Below are 17,469 nucleotides of genomic sequence, written 5' to 3'. Positions count from 1 at the left end.
TGACCGGAAATCGAGGACCACTGTGACTGTAAAGAAATTCAACCTGCCGGACGTTGGCGAAGGCCTGACCGAGGCCGAGGTAGTGGCTTGGAAGGTCAAGCCAGGTGACGTCGTCGCCATCAATGACGTCTTGTGCGAGATCGAGACCGCCAAGTCCCTCGTCGAGCTCCCTTCGCCTTTTGCGGGCACTGTCACGGAGCTGCTGGTTGAGGAAGGCATCACGGTTGAAGTCGGCACGGCGATCATCGCTGTTTCGGAAGGCCAGGAGGGTGACCCGACGCCGGTGACGCCTGCTGCACCCGAGGCACCCGCCGTCGAGATGCCCCTTTATGGCAAGCTGCCTGCCGACGACGACACCGACGACAACCGTCCGGCCGGCGGTCCGCTGGTAGGTTCAGGGCCCAAGGCCGACGCCGTGAAGCGCCGCGCGCGCAAACGCCCGGCCGGGGCCGCGGTTGAGGCATTTACCGTCGCCGAGAGCGCCGAAGGTACCGTTCAGGACCACCAAGCGGTGGTGGAAGCCAAAGCAGCCGAATCACCGGTTTCACACCGCACTGCGGCCTCCGCCGTCGTCGCCCCTGTCCCGCCAGCGCCTGTTACCCAGGCTCAGCCCGCCGGGCCTGTCGCCCAAGCTCCGCAGTCCGCTGCCTCCCGCGGTGCGGCCATCAGCGGAACCATTAGCGGCTTGGTCAACAAGGTCTTGGCAAAGCCTCCCGTCCGCAAGTTTGCCCGCGACCTCGGCATCGATCTCGCTGATGTCGTAGCCACAGGGGAGCGCGGTGAAGTGACCCGCGAGGACCTGGTGAGCTACCAAGCCCAGCGCGACGCCGAGCATGACCAAGCGGACAGTTTTTGGGGTGCCTCGAAGAAGCCGCAGGATCAGCGCGTTGAGCGGATGCCCGTCAAGGGTGTTCGTAAGGCGACCGCCAAGGCCATGGTTGAGTCAGCTTTCTCGGCTCCCCACGTCAGCATTTTCGTGGACGTGGATGCCAGCCGCACCATGGAGTTCGTCAAGCGGCTGAAGGTTTCCCGCGACTTTGAAGGCATCAAGGTCTCGCCGCTGCTCATCCTTGCAAAGGCAGTGATCTGGGCTGCTGCCCGGAACCCCAGCGTCAACGCAACCTGGGTGGAGAACGCTGACGGTAAGGGGGGAGCGGAGATCCTGGTGAAGCACTATATGAACCTTGGCATCGCCGCTGCGACCCCGCGCGGTCTTATGGTGCCCAATATCAAGGACGCACAGGACCTCTCCCTCAAGGAACTGGCCCTTGCGCTTAACGAGTTGGCAACCAAGGCCCGGGCAGGGAAGACGCAGCCGGCTGAAATGCAGGGTGGAAGCCTGACCATCACCAACATCGGCGCGCTCGGCATTGATACCGGAACCCCTATTATCAACCCGGGTGAAGTAGCCATCATTGCCTTCGGAACCATCAAGCAGAAGCCCTGGGTCCTGGACGGCGAAGTCATCCCGCGCTGGATCACAACACTCGGCGGTTCCTTCGACCACCGCGTGGTGGATGGGGATTTGTCTGCGCGCTTTATGGCGGACGTTGCATCCATTCTTGAAGAACCGGCCCTGCTGCTTGACTGACCGGCAAGCCGACCCAGGCGCCGGCCGTGGCACCGAGACGATAGCAGAGGCAACAGGCCGTGTGCCCCCTCAGCTGTTGACCGGGCCGTGGCGGACGGTTGCCCGGGTGCTGACGGAAGTTTTCCAGCCGCCGGTTGTTGTGCTGGTCCTCCTGCTGATCAGCCCTGCCATTGAACCGGGCTTCCCGGGGACCATATGGTTCGGGCTGCTCGCGGCGATGTTCGTCTGTGTCCTGCCGCTGGCGTACGTGCTGGCGATGGTGAAGCTGGGCAAGATTACGGACCACCACGTCAGCGACCGACGTCAGCGGCCCGCGTTGCTTTTGATGACGTTGGGGTCAGTGGTGGTTGGCCTGCTCGTCCTGCACTTGCTCAGTGGTCCGGTGAGCGTCACGGTGATGATCATCGCGCTCATTGGAGGAATCGGGGTTCTGGCCGTAGTCAGTGCGTTCTGGAAAATGAGCGGGCACGCGTCGGCTCTTGCGGCGGCCGTCGTTATCTCCGTCATGATGTTCGGACCGGAGTGGCTTCCCCTGTTGCTCCTCGTGCCGGCGGTTGGCTGGTCACGATTGGTATTGCGCGCCCACACCCTTGCTCAAGTTATTGCAGGCTCGCTATTTGGAGGCATTGTCATCGCGGGCCTTTGGTGGCTGCTGCGGGAGTGGATGCTCTAGCAGCTAGAACGCCGGGTAATTGACCAGCAGCGCCTGCAGTTCCGTCGTCGACATGTGGTTTGCCATCTCCACGCTGATGCCCATGGCGACGGCGGCCACGGTGACCATGGCAACACATGCCAGGGAAAGGAAGCGCCAATCCTTGCGGAAGACGCTGCCGAACGTTTCGGGCATCTCAAGACTAGGGGAGATCATGTTGGGGGCGCTGTCCCAGGAACCGTCGTCCAGCATGGCGATGATGCGGTCGTTGGTTCGGTCATAGCGCATTGTGCTGATGTGATTGCCGTGGCGGGCAAGAAGAATGTCGTGTCCCACGCGCTGGCGCGGCTGCAAAGTAAGCAAGTAAATGATCCCTGAAGTCAGTATGTGGAGGTGGCACGCGCCATTGCGAGCATCTCGATTTTATAACGATGACTTCAGGGTGCAGGCTCAAAAGACGCCAAACGCCGGGTGAGACTCCCCACCCGGCGGCGTGATTCAGCTCGCGTTAGGGCTGGTCGGTCTTGGCGATGTAGACGTCGCAGGGAGCGGTGTGCGCAACGGTGTTGGCCACGCTTCCAAGCACGCGGCCCAGGCCCTGCATGCGGCGGTTCCCCACCACGATCAAACGGGCATCCTGCACCTCAGCCTCTTTGACCAAAGCTTCACCCGGTTTTCCCCGGGCCGCGGAGTAGGTAACCTCCAGGCGGTCATCCATCAGGCGCTCCGCGACGGCGCGAGCCACAGCTTCAGCTTCGGCGGCGTCGGAGACGATCCACTTATCGGTGCCGATCTCAACCACCTCTGTTCGGTTGCTGTCGAAGGCGCTGACCACGCGAAGGCTGGCTCCAAGGCCGATCGCCAACTGCTGGGCGGCCTGTGCTGCCCTCATTGCTGTCTCGCTGCCGTCTACTCCGACGATCACAACTCCGGTCATTGTGGTGCTCCTTCATTGGTAGCTTCAACGGCATCCGCCAGGACAGGGGCCAAGCGGCGGACACCTTCGGCTATCGTATCCGGCGGTACGGCGCTGAAAGCGAGACGGAGCTTGTTGGAAGGTCCGTCAGCCGGAGAAAAGGCAGCACCCGGGATGAAGACGACTCCCGCGTCAATTGCCTTTCCGAGCAGGGGATAGGTATCGACGCCTTCGGGCAGCGTGACCCAAACGAAGAAGCCGCCGTCCGGGCGCGTCCACGTGAGGCCTGCGGGCATGTATTCGTCGAGTGCGGACAACAGGGCATGGCAGCGTTCCGCATAAAGCGTCCGGTAGGTTTCGATCTGCCCTTCCCAGTCGTACTCCCGGAGGTATGCCGAGACGAGCATTTGATTCAGCGGAGGCGGGCAGAGGGTCACCGCCTCGGAGGCGAGGTAGAAACGACGCTGCAAGTGCGCGGGAACCAGGGCCCAGCCAATGCGGAGTCCGGGGGCAAAGATTTTAGAGAAGGAGCCCAGATAGATGACATCATCCGGGTTGGCGGCTCGCATCGGCGCGATCGGATGGCCGTCGAACCGCAGGAGTCCGTAAGGGTTGTCCTCGAGGACGATGACATTCGCATTACGGCATATATCGACGATCCGCTGCCTGCGCTCTGCGGCCAGCGTGATGCCTGAGGGGTTGTTGAAGTTGGGGATCGTGTAGAGGAACTTGATGTTCTTGCCCTCTGCCTGAAGTGCCGCGATCCTGGCCTCAAGAAGCTCGGGTACTAACCCGTCGTCGTCCATTTCCACAGGTTCCACCTGGACTTGGTACGCCTCAAACGTATTCAGGGCGCCCACATAAGTGGGATTTTCCACCAGGACAACGTCGCCCGGGTTGCAGAAAACCTTCGTGGCAACATCCTGGGCGGACTGCGATCCAGCGGTAATGACCACGTTCTCGGGACGGGCGTCGGTGATCCCCTCGGCTGCCATGATGTCGCAGATCTGCGCGCGGAGTTCTTCCGTGCCTTGGCCGCCGCCGTACTGCAGGGCGGTCATACCCTCTTCGGCGATGATGCGGGCCGCAGTTTGGCCAAGCTTCTCCAAGGGTAGCGACTGCAGGTAGGGGTTGCCGCCGGCAAGGGAGACCAGGCCTGGCTGCATCGAGATGTCGAAGACGTCCCGGACAGCGGACTGTTTGATATTGGCGGCCCGCGCGGAGAACAGTTCCTCGTGCGGGTGAGCGGCCGTAGCGGCCCGCTCAATGGCGTCGATGGCTTCAGCAGGCAACGTTGCGCCGGCATCCAGTGTTTCGTGGGTCACAGTGAAAGGATACTCCTCGATGTTGCTAAAGAGGCAACAGTTGTTTTCGAATGACTTCAGTTTCGCAGGCAATCCTTTACGCCACGATCATGAAGGGCTGGAATGTAGCTATGACAGCGCACAGGGGATCCGTGACCAAAGCAGAACACTTTCATAAACTTCACGACGCCGGGCCAATGCCGCTTGTGCTGGTGAACGTGTGGGACGCGGCTTCCGCCCGTGTGGTGGAGGAGGCGGGTGCGACCGCGATTGCCACCTCGAGCTCGGCTGTCTCATGGAGCCTGGGGTTCCGGGACGGTGACCACGTGCCATGGGGCCTGGCAATGGCTGCACTTGGTCGCATTGCGGGGGCAACCCGGTTACCGGTCTCTGCAGACATTGAGACGGGCTACGGGCGTACCGACGACGAACTTCGTGCCACTGTCCATGCGGTCCTGGACGAGGGAGCCGTTGGCATCAACATTGAGGACTCCGCCACCGAACCGCTCACGGACATCAACGAACAGTCGCGCCGGATTGCCTTGATTCGCGCAGTTGCTGACGATCGTGGAATACCGTTGTTCATCAATGCCCGTACCGACACCTACCTCTCGGGCCAGTTCGCGGAAACTGCCTACGACGAAACGTTGCGCCGTGCGGAGGCCTACCTCACTGCGGGGGCGGACGGAATCTTCGTGCCCGGCGTCGTGGATCTACATGTCCTCCATGAGTTGTCCAGCAGGATTCCCGCACCTCTCAACGCGCTGGCGGGCGTCGGGGCGCCGTCGCCCCTTGAGCTCCACGACGCCGGGGTTCGTCGCGTCAGCATTGGCGGCAATACGGCCAAAGCGGCGTATGCCAAGGTGGCCCGGGTGGCAAAGGAAATCCTCGGCGACGGCAATTGGGCGGGGCTGGCTGGCACGCGCAGCCACGACGAAATGGACTCCCTGTTCGCGCCGGGACCAAAATACAGCCTTTGAACTCTGTGTCGGCCTGCAGGTTCAGGGCACGACGCCGGCACCCGGCTTTAATGTCGGACCTCGCCGATAGCGTGGGTCATGGAAAACGAGGGGAGGATCCATGGCACGGCGCAGTGTACAGTTCTGGCGGATCGAGCAGCTGAACGGTGACGAACTCAGCCGGCCATTTCCAGCGCGCCGCGTGGCGGAGGTGCTGAAGAAGGCCCAGGACTCTGGGGTGGACCGGCATTACACAAGTGCGGACGGGACTGTGCTGCTCGCCCAGGCGGTGGCATCGTCTCCGCACCCCGTGCTGCTTTTGGACCGGGTGCGGGACACCAACCTTCCCAGCGTCGGCGACGCCCTCGGGCGGCGCAAGCCCTTGCCGCTGGCTCCGGGTGACCATCTGTTGGAGACCACCTGCTTCGCCTTTTTGAAGAGGAATGTAATCGCTGTGCTGACCAGTGGCAATGGCCCCCGGGCATCAAGGATGGGCGAGTACCTCGAAGGAATGCTGGGGCTTGAGCCAAGCCTGGTGCCGGTTGTGCGCGAGGACATCGAGGAAATCCTCACCCGGCTGGAGGTGAGCCGTTTCGAGTTCGCGCTTCCTGCCGAACGTCTGTCCGGGAAGCTTATGGAGGGTGAATGGGCTGACGTTCTGGACAGCGCCTCACGGCTCATGAATGAGGGAACATTCCGGATTTCCCTGAGCGTTGGCAGGTCAGGAAAGGCCGAGGACAAACAGCGGATTCGGGACCGGATCCAGCAACTTATTGATCTCTTCCGCAGGGCCGGATCCGTGGAGCATTTCGACTATGTGGTGGCTGAGGGCAAGGACTCCCTGACCGGCGACCGTGAGGTGGTGGACCTGCTGAAGGAGCGGTTCATCTCGCACGTAGAGGTGGACCCGGATGTCTTCAACGACCCCCAAAAATCCACAAGCGAGGCGATTGCCATCCTCAATAAACAGGCCAGGGACAACGAGGCATTTTTCGCCAGGACCCTGCCGGACATCAAGGGCCCTGCTGATTCGGGCTTGGTCCCGGACATCGTTGCGGGCGGAATAGCCACTGTTCGGGCAGCCCTGGTGGCCGCTATGGAGAGCGCTGACAAGGCTGATCAAACATCTGAGGACAACCAAGGCGGTGCAGATCATGAGCTTGTACGAGGTTGACGTGGAGCGAAGTGGGCGCCGCAGGACTCTGTGGCGTTGGTTTCTGTTGCATCCCAGCGCGGATTTCGGATGGGCTGCGCTTGGCGTCCTGATTTGGCTGGGAATCTCGCTCCTTGTGCGTCAACCGCTGATGCTGGAAAGCGCGGATCCCGGTGCGAGGCGAACCTTGTTCCAGACACTCGCCACGCTGGCCGGCGCCACTGCTGGCCTGACTCTGACGAGTGTATCCATGCTGATCAACGTGCTGGGAAAGAAGGCTGCGCCGGGTCAGCGAGAACTTCCCTTGGAGAAACTCTCCGCCAAGCACCGGCGCCAAATCGGCGAAGTTTTCCTTTTTGCCATCCCCGGGCTGGGTCTACTGGTGGTGGCCGCCTTGGTCACGGTGGTCCTGGAAGGAGATGCTGTCACAGGCCTGTGGATCCCCGAAGCGCTGGTCTTTGTGTTGACCTTCGCCTCGGTCCTTGCCCTGTTGCGTGTAGCTTGGGCGCTCCGGAGGGTGCTGGCGATCGCAACGGCATGAGCACGAAAGCGCAACTCACTAGCCCCGTGCCTGAATCACGCGCCGGCAGCACCCTCACCGCACGCTCAGGGCCTCCGTCAATGTCCTGCCGTTCACATAGATCTCCGCACGCGACGCACCACTGGCCGACACTATGGTCTGCGTCAGTTGCGCCTGGATCCGTGGGATGTCGCACACGCCTCCGGGCCGCAGTGACCCGCTGAGGTTAACCACCACCGTTGCGCCGCTCATGTAGCCGGAGAGGTAGCGCAGCGACGAAGTGGCCAATGAGTCGTAGAGGGCCGCATCACTGTCCACTGGCAGTCCCGCCTCCAGCAGTCGTCCCAGGGCCACGGACAACGGATCGCCGGGCACCGCTACACCCCTGATGGGTACCAAGCTGTCGTTGCAGCCGAACCGCACGCCGCGGGCACCACCGTCGTCGATTGCCACGTAGTAGACCGCTGGTCCGGAGTTGTCGGAATCCACGGGAATGACAGTTGCGGTGGTTGTTGGTTCTGGCGCGCTGGTGCCAGGTTGGGGTGAGGGCTCGACGACGGCCGCCGGTTGGGTGGGCGAGGCCACGGACGAAGCGGGTGTACTCGCGGACGGTGCTGGAGCAGATGTTGCTGCCGGGGGCGACGCGGCGGGGACGGCCACGGAGGGAGTACCCGGGCTCGAAGGTGCAGGAGCCGAGGCAGCGGGCGCCGAAGCTACGGGTGAAGGTGCGGTGGCAGGCGAAGTCAAGGAAATTGTGGGAAGGGGGCCTGCGGCCTCAGACTCGGACGGTTCGGCCGGGACAGTAGTGCAGCCAGTCACCCAGAGGCCGAAAATGAGGCAGGCAGCCGTGATCGCCGTCGTACTTTTTACTCCCCGTCCGGTATGCATGACAGCCCCGCGCTCCTGTCCGTCCACCTGTATCTCCAACGTTAGGACGGGGCGGCGGAACACAACATGCCGTTACGGTGACGGTTCGGACAAGAGTTGATCACGCCCCGCCAAAAACCGAAGAAACGCGAATGCCCCCGTCCCGCAGAATGCGGAACAGGGGCATGGAAAGCGTCGAAGACTAGGCTGCTGCTTCTTCGTCCTGAACGGCAGTCAGGGGCTCGAAGATGCCCTTGATCTGCTCAACAACTTCAGCGTCGTCCTTCGGGTGCAGTTCAGCGAAGCGGATCATGGAACCCGGAACGGCCAGCTTTACGTCTTCAAGTACCTTGGCGCCGGCGATGCCAGCAGCCTTGCGGGCCTCGTCCTGGGCCCACACTCCGCCGAACTGGCCAAAAGCGGTTCCAATGACGGCGGTCGGCTTGCCGGAGAGTGCGCCGGCGCCGAACGGGCGGGACAGCCAATCGATGGCGTTCTTCAGGGAAGCGGGCATGGTGCCGTTGTGCTCGGGAGTGACCAGGAGGATGGTGTCGGCGTCGGCTGCTGCAGCGCGGAGGGCAGCGGCTTCGGCAGGAACCTGGCCTTCGACGTCGATGTCTTCGTTGTAGAAGGGAATGCTGCCCAGTGAGCCGTGGATCTGCACATCAACGTTCTCGGGCGCGTTCAGCTGAATGGCTTCGGCGAGCTTCTTGTTGTGGGAATCGGCGCGCAGGCTGCCGACGAGGGTAAGAACGGTGTTCTTGGACATGGTGTCTCCTTTTGTCTGCCGGTTGAGGTGCCGGCCGTTCGATGTCTGGGCTGGGAGCCTTCATCGATACTAAACGGACTATGGTCCGCTTTCTATTCCCGGGGTCTAGAATATTTCTGTGAGCTCGATCCCTATTCGGCCGGACGTGCCCCTGGGTGCGCCCCACGAGCGCAGTGACGCAGCGAGAAATCGCGAGCGCCTCCTTAGCGCTGCCCGGGATCTGGTGGCCGAGCTGGGCGCCGAGGCACTGACCATGGACGCGCTCGCTTGCAAGGCAAAGGTGGGCAAAGGGACAGTCTTCCGTCGCTTCGGTAGCCGCGCCGGGCTGATGATGACCCTGTTGAGCGACTCGGAGTCCGAATTCCAGCACGGCTTTATGTTCGGGCCGCCTCCGCTGGGTCCAGGAGCTGCGCCAATGGACCGGCTGCTTGCCTTCGGCGAGGGGCGAATCTACTTCGTCCTTGAAAACGGCGAACTCCTGAAAGCGGCTGGTGCTGCTACCCGCAACCGGTTTGATGTGCCGGCAACCAAGCTTTCGCATCGACATATGGAGGTCCTGCTGCGGGAGGCCGGAATCGCGGATCCTTGGGTGATGGCGATGTCCCTGACCTACGCGCTGGACCCTGAGCGAATAGTGGATGATGTTCGCGTTCGAGGTATTTCACCCACGCGGCTTGCGGACTCGTGGCGTGAGTTGGTCACCCGGCTTCTGAGCGCCGACTAAGTCGCGCCGCTACATCAGCGGAAACCAGCGCAGCCAAGTCTCGAAACCTTTGTTAGCGCCCTCATACCTGGCGCGGTAACCGCAATAGTGCTGCCGACGTCGTAAACGTGACGCAACCTGCACATAACAATCTGGCCGCAGGCGCGAAACCGGACGCCCCGAAGCAAAACGTGAAGCAGTTATTGTGGTAGTTTCCTCTTGAATGTGACGCATGCCATACATGGCTGGTGATCACTGAAGGGGTGCGGGGGGCCCAAGAACCCGCTGCGCCAATTCGTAGCTGACGCCGGCCACAGCCGGGAACCGCGGAAGGACGAGCATTGAGTTTTGCCACGATTCGGGGCAGCCGCCCGACATGCTGAAATATCTGATGAAGCGGTCGGGCATCTACCTGATCATGATCTTCCTGACCACAAGTGCAGGTTACTTCCTGGCGGTCTCGTCGCTGAAACCCGCAGTGCTCGAGCAGGAAAAGATCCCGCGGCCAACCCCTGAACAAGTAGCTGCTTCTTTCCGGGGGCTCGGTCTGGATCCGGACAAAAACGCCTGGGAGCGTTACCTGGATTGGCTCTGGGGCATCGTCACCCGCTGGGACTGGGGCCGCAGCCCGAACGGCGCGTTCGTCAACGCCGAATTCGCGGACCGCGTGATGGTCTCCACCCGGCTGTTCATCGCCTCGATCATCCTCACCCTGGTCATCGGCGTCGCCCTCGGCGTGTACTCCGCCGCCCGCCAGTACAAGTTCCAGGACCGCGTCATCACGTCCTACAGCTACCTGGTGCACATCCTTCCCGCGCCCATCGCATACTTCCTGGTGCAGCTCGGTGCCATCAGCATCAATGAGGCCGTTGGCGAGCGCATCTTCTTCGTCACGGGGATTTCGACGCCGGGAATTGAGCCGGGCTGGCCGGCTTTCGTTGACCTTGTTGCCCACTACGCCGTGCCCACCTTCGCGATGACTATCTTCGGTTGGGCCGGTTACCAGATCGCCCAACGGCAGTACCTCCTGGACAACGTGAATGCCGACTTCGTGCGCACCGCCCGGGCCAAGGGACTGACCCGCAACCAGGCCATCAGGAAGCACGCCCTGCGGGTCTCCTTCATTCCGGTGGCGCAGAGTATCGCCTTCACCATCCCGGCCATCTTCACAGGCGGCTTCTTCGCGGAGGCCATCTTCGCTTGGCCAGGCATCGGCCTCTGGAGCATCCAGGCCATCAGCCTTCAGGACGTCAACGTCGCCACCGCCACGCTGGCCTATGGCTCAGCAATCTTCGCTATCGGCGCCATCCTTGCCGACTTCGCCACCACACTGGTCGATCCACGAGTGAGGGTCCAGTAATGACCAACATCATTGATCCCATTGCGGAAATCGACGAAGCCCGGGTCGCGGACCAGGACGTCGTCATTGGGAAGTCGCGGATCATTTTCCGTCGCTTCATGCGGAACCGGACCGCCGTCGCAGGCTTGTTCATTTTCCTTGCGTTGTTCCTCTTCTCAATCTTTGGCGGGTTCCTGACCTCGTGGGACAAGGACACCCTTGATCCGTTGAACATTGGTATGCCGCCGTCGCCGGACCACTTGCTGGGGACCACCCAGGCCGGCATCGACCTCCTGGCGCTCATTGTGGACGGCACCCGGACCTCCATCCTCATCGGCCTGATCGTGGGAGGTGTTTCCGTCCTGATCTCCGCGGTATACGGCTGCACCATGGCGTTCTTTGGCGGCAAGGTGGACGCCACCATGCTGTTCATCCTTGAAGCGCTCATCATGATGCCCGCCATCCTGGTGGTCGCCGTCGCCACCAGCGGAAGCGGCGGCCTGAAAGACCTCCCCAGCTGGCTCCTGCTGATCGTGGTGCTGCTCTTCTTCAGCTGGATGGGCACCGCCCGCCTGGTGCGCTCACTGTCCATGTCCCTCATGCAGCGCGATTACGTCAAAGCCGCCAAGTACATGGGTGTCCCGTCCCGTCGCATCGTGTGGCGCCACCTTGTCCCGAATATCGGCTCTCTGTTGGTCCTCGACTTCACCCGTGGCATTACCGGCGCAATCCTGGCCGAGGTCGCGTTCTCCTTCATCGGCATCGGCATCAAGCTCCCGGACGTCAGCCTTGGTGTCCTGATCGGCCAAGCGACGGGCCAGGTGTCGTCCTTCCCGTGGATGTTCTGGGTTCCGCTGACCGTCATGTTCCTGCTCACCGGTTCGCTGGCCATGATGAACGACGGACTCCGTGACGCCTTCGACCCCAGCTCCAGCTCCATTGGACGGGCCAAGACCAAGACCGCAAAGAAGATCAACAAATGAGCACCAAAATCACTCCCGCCGAGCGCCTTCGCGACGCTGGACTCTACGCTCCCGGCGACGCCGTCCTCAGCGTCCGCGACCTCAACGTCCGCTTCAACTCCGAGAATGGTGTGGTCCATGCGGTCCGCGGCGTCGACTTCGACCTCATGCCCGGCAAAACGCTGGGCATCGTGGGCGAGTCCGGTTCCGGCAAGTCCGTCACGTCCATGGCCATCATGGGACTCCTCCCGGAAACGGCGGATATCACGGGCTCCGTGCGCTTCAAGGGCAAGGAACTCCTGGGTCTCAGCGACAAAGCCATGTGTAAGCATCGCGGCAATGACATCGCCATGGTCTTCCAGGACCCGCTGTCCTCATTGACCCCGGTTTACACGGTGGGCAACCAGATCATCGAGGCGCTCACGGTCCACAACCCCACCATGAGCAAGCAGGCCAAAGAAGCCCGCGCCGTCGACCTTTTGCGTATGGTGGGCATCCCGAGCCCCAAGGACCGGCTGAAGGCTTTTCCGCACGAGTTCTCCGGCGGCATGCGCCAACGCGTTATGATCGCCATCGCCATCGCCAACGATCCGCGGGTACTCATCGCGGATGAACCCACGACGGCGCTGGACGTCACCATCCAGGCGCAGGTGCTGGAAGTCCTGCACACCGCGCAGGAGGAGACCGGCGCCGCCGTCGTCATGATCACTCACGACCTCGGTGTTGTAGCGGGCATGGCTGACGACATCATGGTCATGTACGCCGGCAAGCCGGTGGAAACCGGGACTGTGCAGGACATCTACTACAACCCGCGAATGCCGTACACGCTCGGCTTGCTCGGCGCTGTTCCCCGCGTGGACACGGCCACCCGGCAGTCGCTGGTTCCCATCGAGGGGACTCCGCCCAACCTGGCCTTGCCGGTGACCGGATGTTCGTTCGCGGCCCGCTGCCCGATGGTCAGCGACGCCTGCCTGCACGGCGAGCCGGAGCTCATCAGCGTCCCCGGTGTTGAGGGCCAGACGCTGGGACATAAGGCAGCCTGCATCAAGGCTGACGAACTGTCCGGTAGCGCCGACGCCCACAAGATCTTCCACGCGCCGCCAAAGCCCGTTTCAAAGTTCGACGGCGTCCCTCGCGTTGAGCGCGAAAAGGTCCTGGAACTCAAGGACGTGAAAAAGCACTTCCCGCTGCTCAAGGGTGCCTTGATCAAGCGACGGATCGGCACGGTCAAGGCCGTAGATGGCCTGAGCTTCGACATCCGCGAAGGCGAGTGCGTTTCGATTGTGGGCGAGTCAGGCTGCGGCAAGACCACCACTCTCCTGGAAATCATGGAATTCCACCCGGACCAGGTGGGCGAAGTGGTTATCGGCGGCGTCAGCAACAAAGTAGCCACCGACCACAAGACCACGATGGCCATGCGTAAGGAAATGCAGATGGTGTTCCAAGACCCCACGGGTGCCTTGGATCCGCGTTTCACCGTATACGAGGTCCTTGCTGAGCCGCTGGAAAACCTGGGGATGCCCAAGGCCGCCATCAGGAAACGCATCATGGAACTCATGAAGCTGGTGGGCCTGCAGCCTGACCACGTCAACCGCTTCCCCAACCAGTTTTCCGGCGGGCAGCGTCAGCGCATCGGTATTGCCCGTGCGCTCGCGGTGAATCCGAAGCTCGTGGTGCTGGACGAACCGGTATCTGCGCTGGACGTGTCCGTGCAGGCCGGAGTCATCAACCTGCTGGATAAGCTGCGCGCCGAGCTGGGCTTGAGCTACCTGATGGTGGCCCACGACCTCTCCGTTGTCCGGCACATCTCAGACCGTGTTGCCGTGATGTACCTCGGCAAGATCGTTGAAACCGGCGACGTGGACGACGTCTTCGACAACCCGCGCCACCCTTACACGCGGGCCTTGTTGTCAGCGATCCCGGTTCCGGACCCCAACTTGGAACGCACCCGCGAACGCATCATCCTGCAGGGCGACCTACCCAGCCCGCTTGATGCTCCCCAAGGCTGTAATTTTGCGACCCGTTGTCCCGTGTTTGCCGCATTACCTGCCGCAAAGCAGCAGAAGTGCCTTACTCTGGAGCCGCCACTGGCTTCGGAGAAGGAGGACACACAGGACTTCGCATGCTTCTTCCCGGACGGAGAGATAGATGCCGACATGCTGGTGGTGCATGCCTGACGACATATGACGCATCGATTGAAACCCTGTTATTCAACTCGCAAAGATTTCCAGTCGTAAACATGAAGGGCAAACCATGAAGAAATACACGACGATCGGTGGCGTAGCGCTCGCAGCAACGCTTATGCTGACCGCTTGCGGCGGGGGAACGCCGTCGGGTCCGGCCTCGCAGAAGGCCGAAGAGAGCGGCGGCGACATCAGCAAGCTGATTAGCGTCAACGCCAAGGAAGCAAAAGACCTGGAGCCGGGCGGCACGGTCACCCTGGCTGTGGGCAGCATCGGGCCGGATTTCAACGGTTTCTCCAACGTGGGTAACAGTGCCGACACCTCAGCGCTGATGACGCCTGTTAACCCCGCCTCCATCAACAGCGGTGGCATCGGTGGTTGCTGGAAGCTGGACTTCAACGGCAAGGCGGAGCCCAACAAGGACTTCTGTGAAGAGGTCAAGAGCGAAGTCAAGGACGGCAAGCAGACCATCACCATTAAGGTCAATGAGAAGGCGACCTGGAACGATGGGACGCCCATCGATGTTAAGACCTTCGAAAACACCTGGAACATGCTCAAGGGTGAAGACAAGTCCATCGACATCGTCACCGCCGGCGCCTACGCCTTCGTGGATTCGGTCAAGGCCGGTGCCAACGACAAAGAAGTCATTGTCACCACCACACAGCCGGTCTTTCCGTTGGAAGGCCTCTTCCTCGGGCTGATTCACCCGGCCATCAATACTCCCGAAATCTTCAACACGGGGTTTGCCGGCAACATGCACCCGGAATGGATGGCCGGCCCGTTCAAGGTGGAGAACTACGACACGACCGCCAAGACTGTAACTATGGTTCCTAACGAGAAGTGGTGGGGCCAGAAGCCGGTCCTCGAAAAGGTCATTTGGCGCCAGATGGAGCCGAGCGCGACGATCGCTGCTTTCAAAAATGGCGAGATCGACGCCGCCAATGGCCGCACCCTGGGCCGTTACAAGCAGCTCGAAGGAACTACCAACTCGGAGGTCCGCCGCGGTCAGCGCCTGTTTGCCGGCGGTCTCAACATCAACGCAAAGCGCCCGGCCCTGACCGACGTCGCCGTTCGCAAGGCGATCTTCACCGCCGTCGACCGCAAGGCTATCCGCGACGTCCGCTTCAACGGCCTGAACTGGTCCGAAGAGAGCTCAGGCTCTATGATGCTCATGCCGTTCTCGGAGTATTACCAGGACAACTACCCCGTGAAGGACACCGGCGCTGAGGCTGCGAAGAAGGTCCTGACAGACGCTGGCTACACGGCCAATGACAAGGGCATCATGGAGAAGGACGGCGTCCCCATCTCCTTTAAGATCACCAACTTCGGTGACGATCCCACCACGGGTGCCACTTCGCAGACCCTGCAGAACCAGCTCAAGGCTGCCGGAATGGATGTCACTATCGACCAGCGCGGTGATGCTGACTTCGGCAAGGTCATCGGCGGACGCGAGTTCGATGTGACCATCTCCGGTTACACCGTTGGCCCGGATGCCACTGATGCCGTCAAGCAGTACTACGACTCTGCTACCAACGAAAACGGCCTGGGCGACGCTGAGCTCGATGCCGAAATCAAGCGGTTGGCAACCATTGCCGATGACACCGAGCGCAACAAGGCTGCCATGGAGGTAGAGAAGAAGCACATGGAGAAGTACTTCTCCATGGGTACCGTGCTGAACGGTCCGGAGATCCAGTTCGTGCGCACGGGCTTGGCCAACTACGGCCCGTCCCTGTTCAAGAGCCTCTCGAACGTTCCTGACTGGACCACCATCGGCTGGGAAAAGGGCGCCAAGAAGTAGCCCCCACGCTGTAGTTACCCAAAGTGTAGTTTCCTGAAGGCCGGGAACTCCCTTGAACCTGTTCATCGGTTCGGGAGGTTCCCGGCCTTCGCCGTCCCCACCCGCTCTCACGTCCCGCGCCCTTCGCTCCGACGCTCGCTCACGTCCCGCGCCCTTCACCCGAATCCTCTCTCACCCGGGGATAGAGGGTTGGTGTGAAAGGGCTATTACGTGAGAGAGGATCGGTAGCCTAGAGTCATGACTTCCCAGCCGATCCGTACCGCCGTCGCAGGTTTCGGCCTGTCGGGCAGCGTCTTCCACGCGCCTTTCATCGCGAGTAATCCCGCCTATGAACTGGCCGTCATTGCAACCTCTGACGCCGCACGTCAAGCGAAAGCCGAAGCCCTCTACCCGGAGGCGCGAATCGTCAACACCCCGCAGGACATCCTGGCGCTGGCTGATCAACTGGATCTGGTCGTCCTGGGCACACCGCCCGCAACCCACTTTCCCCTCGCGAAAGCTGCGCTGGAAGCCGGGCTCGACGTCGTCGTCGATAAACCGTTCACGGTCCACAGCGCCGAGGGTGAGGAGCTGATTCACCTAGCTGCGAAACTGGGCCGCGTCCTCACCGTGTACCAAAACCGGCGCTGGGACGGTGACTCGCTCACGGTGAAAAAACTGCTCGACGCCGGAACGCTGGGTACCGTGACCAGGTTTGAGGTGGGCATGGAGCGCTGGGCGCCGGAGATCGCCAAGGCCTGGAAAGCCAGTGCCACGGCGGAAGACGGCGGTGGTGTCCTGTTCGATCTCGGCACCCACGTCCTCGATCTCACTCTCCGCTTCTTTGGGCCGGCCACCGTCACCTTCGCGGAAATCACGGCCCGCCGCCCCCAGGAAAGTGCCGACGACGACGTTTTCCTGGCACTCCAGCATGAGTCGGGCGTGGTCAGCCACGTCACCATCAACCTCAACAGCCACCTCCACGGGCCGCGCTTCCGCATCCTCGGCACGGAAGCTGGCTTCGTGAAGTTCGGCACCGACCCGCAGGAGCCCTACGTGCTGCGCGGTGGGTTGCCTACGGACGCGGAGTACGGCGTCGAGCCCCCAGAAAACCACGGCACTCTGGAACGGGACGGGCAGCGCACCACCATCCCCACGGAGCGAGGCGCCTACCCCGAGTTCTACCGCATGCTGGCGGACAAGCTCGACGGCGGCGGCACCGCCTCCGCACTTCCGGTACCGGTGGATCCGGCCGACTCCGTTGCGGTGCTGAAGCTGATTGAGCAGGCTAGGGCGCTGGCGTAACGTCCGCGCTGGCAACCAGCGAATAGATGGCCTTGAGGTCGTGGTTGCCTTCAATGGGTTGGCAGCTGCCGGTCAACTGGACGACATCCGCTGCGGCGTCCTGGTGGACCACCGTGACGGCTGTGAACTGTGCCAGCGAACCTGCCTGTGGGTGCGTGTAGCGTGCCTCGCGTACGTGCCAATCCCGGCCATTGATAACCACTGGCTCCGTGGCGAGCAGGACGGCGTCCGGCAGGGCGTCCAGGAACGAGTCCACGGATGCAGCGATATCCCGCAGCTGGTAGCCGGGCAAACGGCGGGACACGGAGATCACCACATTTGCTGTGTAGCGACCTTCGGCGGCCGGGGCCATCAGGGCACCCAAAGCATCGGGGACCACTTGATGTGTCCAACCGGATGGTGGATTGAGTTTGATGGTGGGGTAGGCGGGGAAAGATGCGGACGGGAAAACCTGTTGCGACATTGGAGC

18 protein-coding genes are annotated in these 17,469 nt (G+C 62.0%); 12 read left to right on the top strand and 6 right to left on the bottom strand.

What is annotated here, in order from left to right; translation table 11 throughout:
• Positions 1–22: 22 nt before the first annotated feature.
• Together ACIQTW_RS18995 and ACIQTW_RS18990 are read left to right on the top strand one after the other, a co-directional pair.
• Complete coding sequence (locus ACIQTW_RS18995) at positions 23–1,591, top strand: dihydrolipoamide acetyltransferase family protein (RefSeq protein WP_402940190.1); 1,569 nt, start codon at positions 23–25, stop codon at positions 1,589–1,591.
• A gap of 76 nt (positions 1,592–1,667) precedes the next feature.
• On the top strand, positions 1,668–2,264 hold the full coding sequence (locus ACIQTW_RS18990) for a phosphatase PAP2 family protein (protein ID WP_402940393.1): 597 nt from the start codon (positions 1,668–1,670) through the stop codon (positions 2,262–2,264).
• 3 nt (positions 2,265–2,267) lie between these two features.
• Here ACIQTW_RS18990 and ACIQTW_RS18985 read toward each other — a convergent pair whose 3' ends face one another.
• From ACIQTW_RS18985 to ACIQTW_RS18975, 3 genes are all read right to left on the bottom strand, one after another.
• Entirely contained in the window at positions 2,268–2,579 is a 312-nt protein-coding gene (locus ACIQTW_RS18985) for a hypothetical protein (RefSeq protein WP_402940390.1), read from the bottom strand.
• Positions 2,580–2,751: 172 nt separating this feature from the next.
• Positions 2,752–3,180 (bottom strand): universal stress protein, encoded by a 429-nt coding sequence (locus tag ACIQTW_RS18980; RefSeq protein WP_178993701.1) that lies wholly within the window; start codon positions 3,178–3,180, stop codon positions 2,752–2,754.
• Positions 3,177–4,484, bottom strand: coding sequence for a PLP-dependent aminotransferase family protein (locus tag ACIQTW_RS18975; protein ID WP_402940187.1), 1,308 nt, complete (start codon positions 4,482–4,484; stop codon positions 3,177–3,179). The genes ACIQTW_RS18980 and ACIQTW_RS18975 overlap by 4 nt, the downstream gene beginning before the upstream one ends.
• Before the next feature lie 50 nt (positions 4,485–4,534).
• Between ACIQTW_RS18975 and ACIQTW_RS18970 the strand changes: the two genes are divergently transcribed.
• The 3 genes from ACIQTW_RS18970 (at position 4,535) to ACIQTW_RS18960 (ending at position 7,116) form a co-directional block, all read left to right on the top strand.
• Positions 4,535–5,443 carry an isocitrate lyase/phosphoenolpyruvate mutase family protein gene (locus tag ACIQTW_RS18970; RefSeq protein ID WP_402940185.1) on the top strand — a complete coding sequence of 303 codons (909 nt, stop codon included), beginning with the start codon at positions 4,535–4,537 and terminating at the stop codon, positions 5,441–5,443.
• A 100-nt stretch (positions 5,444–5,543) separates the two neighbouring features.
• Positions 5,544–6,596: a hypothetical protein gene (locus ACIQTW_RS18965; protein WP_402940182.1), complete on the top strand. Its 1,053-nt coding sequence runs from the start codon at positions 5,544–5,546 to the stop codon at positions 6,594–6,596.
• A complete protein-coding gene (locus tag ACIQTW_RS18960; RefSeq protein WP_402940179.1) occupies positions 6,577–7,116 on the top strand; it encodes a hypothetical protein in 540 nt (179 codons plus the stop codon). Before ACIQTW_RS18965 ends, ACIQTW_RS18960 begins: the two co-directional genes overlap by 20 nt.
• A gap of 54 nt (positions 7,117–7,170) precedes the next feature.
• On the opposite strand, the gene ACIQTW_RS18955 is transcribed toward ACIQTW_RS18960, so the two are convergent.
• Complete coding sequence (locus ACIQTW_RS18955) at positions 7,171–7,584, bottom strand: GerMN domain-containing protein (protein WP_402940176.1); 414 nt, start codon at positions 7,582–7,584, stop codon at positions 7,171–7,173.
• Between the two features lie 4 nt (positions 7,585–7,588).
• Here ACIQTW_RS18955 and ACIQTW_RS18950 point away from each other — a divergent pair, with 4 nt between their 5' ends.
• Positions 7,589–8,083, top strand: a complete 495-nt coding sequence (locus ACIQTW_RS18950) for a hypothetical protein (protein ID WP_402940173.1) — start codon at positions 7,589–7,591, stop codon at positions 8,081–8,083.
• A gap of 81 nt (positions 8,084–8,164) precedes the next feature.
• Here the strand turns inward: ACIQTW_RS18950 and ACIQTW_RS18945 are convergent, their stop codons facing one another.
• Positions 8,165–8,731 (bottom strand): NAD(P)H-dependent oxidoreductase, encoded by a 567-nt coding sequence (locus ACIQTW_RS18945; protein ID WP_402940169.1) that lies wholly within the window; start codon positions 8,729–8,731, stop codon positions 8,165–8,167.
• Between the two features lie 118 nt (positions 8,732–8,849).
• Between ACIQTW_RS18945 and ACIQTW_RS18940 the strand changes: the two genes are divergently transcribed.
• The 6 genes from ACIQTW_RS18940 (at position 8,850) to ACIQTW_RS18915 (ending at position 17,000) form a co-directional block, all read left to right on the top strand.
• Positions 8,850–9,455, top strand: a complete 606-nt coding sequence (locus ACIQTW_RS18940; protein WP_402940166.1) for a TetR/AcrR family transcriptional regulator — start codon at positions 8,850–8,852, stop codon at positions 9,453–9,455.
• A gap of 355 nt (positions 9,456–9,810) precedes the next feature.
• Positions 9,811–10,794 (top strand): ABC transporter permease, encoded by a 984-nt coding sequence (locus tag ACIQTW_RS18935; protein ID WP_402940164.1) that lies wholly within the window; start codon positions 9,811–9,813, stop codon positions 10,792–10,794.
• Positions 10,794–11,756 (top strand): ABC transporter permease, encoded by a 963-nt coding sequence (locus tag ACIQTW_RS18930; RefSeq protein WP_402940162.1) that lies wholly within the window; start codon positions 10,794–10,796, stop codon positions 11,754–11,756. Before ACIQTW_RS18935 ends, ACIQTW_RS18930 begins: the two co-directional genes overlap by 1 nt.
• Positions 11,753–13,912, top strand: a complete 2,160-nt coding sequence (locus ACIQTW_RS18925; RefSeq protein ID WP_402940159.1) for a dipeptide ABC transporter ATP-binding protein — start codon at positions 11,753–11,755, stop codon at positions 13,910–13,912. The genes ACIQTW_RS18930 and ACIQTW_RS18925 overlap by 4 nt, the downstream gene beginning before the upstream one ends.
• 76 nt (positions 13,913–13,988) lie before the next feature.
• The gene (locus ACIQTW_RS18920; protein ID WP_402940156.1) at positions 13,989–15,716 is read left to right on the top strand and encodes an ABC transporter family substrate-binding protein; all 1,728 of its coding nucleotides are present in this window, start codon (positions 13,989–13,991) and stop codon (positions 15,714–15,716) included.
• Between the two features lie 237 nt (positions 15,717–15,953).
• A complete protein-coding gene (locus ACIQTW_RS18915) occupies positions 15,954–17,000 on the top strand; it encodes a Gfo/Idh/MocA family oxidoreductase (protein WP_402940153.1) in 1,047 nt (348 codons plus the stop codon).
• Here the strand turns inward: ACIQTW_RS18915 and ACIQTW_RS18910 are convergent.
• Positions 16,984–17,463, bottom strand: a complete 480-nt coding sequence (locus ACIQTW_RS18910) for a hypothetical protein (protein ID WP_091463728.1) — start codon at positions 17,461–17,463, stop codon at positions 16,984–16,986. The two genes, ACIQTW_RS18915 and ACIQTW_RS18910, sit on opposite strands and share 17 nt — an antisense overlap.
• Between the last annotated feature and the right edge of the window lie 6 nt (positions 17,464–17,469).

It is taken from the genome of Paenarthrobacter sp. NPDC090517 (assembly GCF_044769165.1).
Lineage (GTDB): Bacteria > Actinomycetota > Actinomycetes > Actinomycetales > Micrococcaceae > Arthrobacter.
Note: the sequence above shows the minus strand (reverse complement) of the source record. Positions and strands in the feature narration are given on the sequence as shown.

What these genes read in the sequence shown, in the direction of transcription:
- ACIQTW_RS18965 (WP_402940182.1), top strand. Translation starts at nt 5,544, where the DNA reads ATGGCACGGCGCAGTGTACAGTTCTGGCGGATCGAGCAGCTGAACGGT.
- ACIQTW_RS18945 (WP_402940169.1), bottom strand. Translation starts at nt 8,731, where the DNA reads ATGTCCAAGAACACCGTTCTTACCCTCGTCGGCAGCCTGCGCGCCGAT.
- ACIQTW_RS18935 (WP_402940164.1), top strand. Translation starts at nt 9,811, where the DNA reads ATGCTGAAATATCTGATGAAGCGGTCGGGCATCTACCTGATCATGATC.
- ACIQTW_RS18950 (WP_402940173.1), top strand. Translation starts at nt 7,589, where the DNA reads ATGACAGTTGCGGTGGTTGTTGGTTCTGGCGCGCTGGTGCCAGGTTGG.
- ACIQTW_RS18970 (WP_402940185.1), top strand. Translation starts at nt 4,535, where the DNA reads ATGACTTCAGTTTCGCAGGCAATCCTTTACGCCACGATCATGAAGGGC.
- ACIQTW_RS18925 (WP_402940159.1), top strand. Translation starts at nt 11,753, where the DNA reads ATGAGCACCAAAATCACTCCCGCCGAGCGCCTTCGCGACGCTGGACTC.
- ACIQTW_RS18910 (WP_091463728.1), bottom strand. Translation starts at nt 17,463, where the DNA reads ATGTCGCAACAGGTTTTCCCGTCCGCATCTTTCCCCGCCTACCCCACC.
- ACIQTW_RS18930 (WP_402940162.1), top strand. Translation starts at nt 10,794, where the DNA reads ATGACCAACATCATTGATCCCATTGCGGAAATCGACGAAGCCCGGGTC.
- ACIQTW_RS18915 (WP_402940153.1), top strand. Translation starts at nt 15,954, where the DNA reads ATGACTTCCCAGCCGATCCGTACCGCCGTCGCAGGTTTCGGCCTGTCG.
- ACIQTW_RS18960 (WP_402940179.1), top strand. Translation starts at nt 6,577, where the DNA reads ATGAGCTTGTACGAGGTTGACGTGGAGCGAAGTGGGCGCCGCAGGACT.
- ACIQTW_RS18980 (WP_178993701.1), bottom strand. Translation starts at nt 3,180, where the DNA reads ATGACCGGAGTTGTGATCGTCGGAGTAGACGGCAGCGAGACAGCAATG.
- ACIQTW_RS18920 (WP_402940156.1), top strand. Translation starts at nt 13,989, where the DNA reads ATGAAGAAATACACGACGATCGGTGGCGTAGCGCTCGCAGCAACGCTT.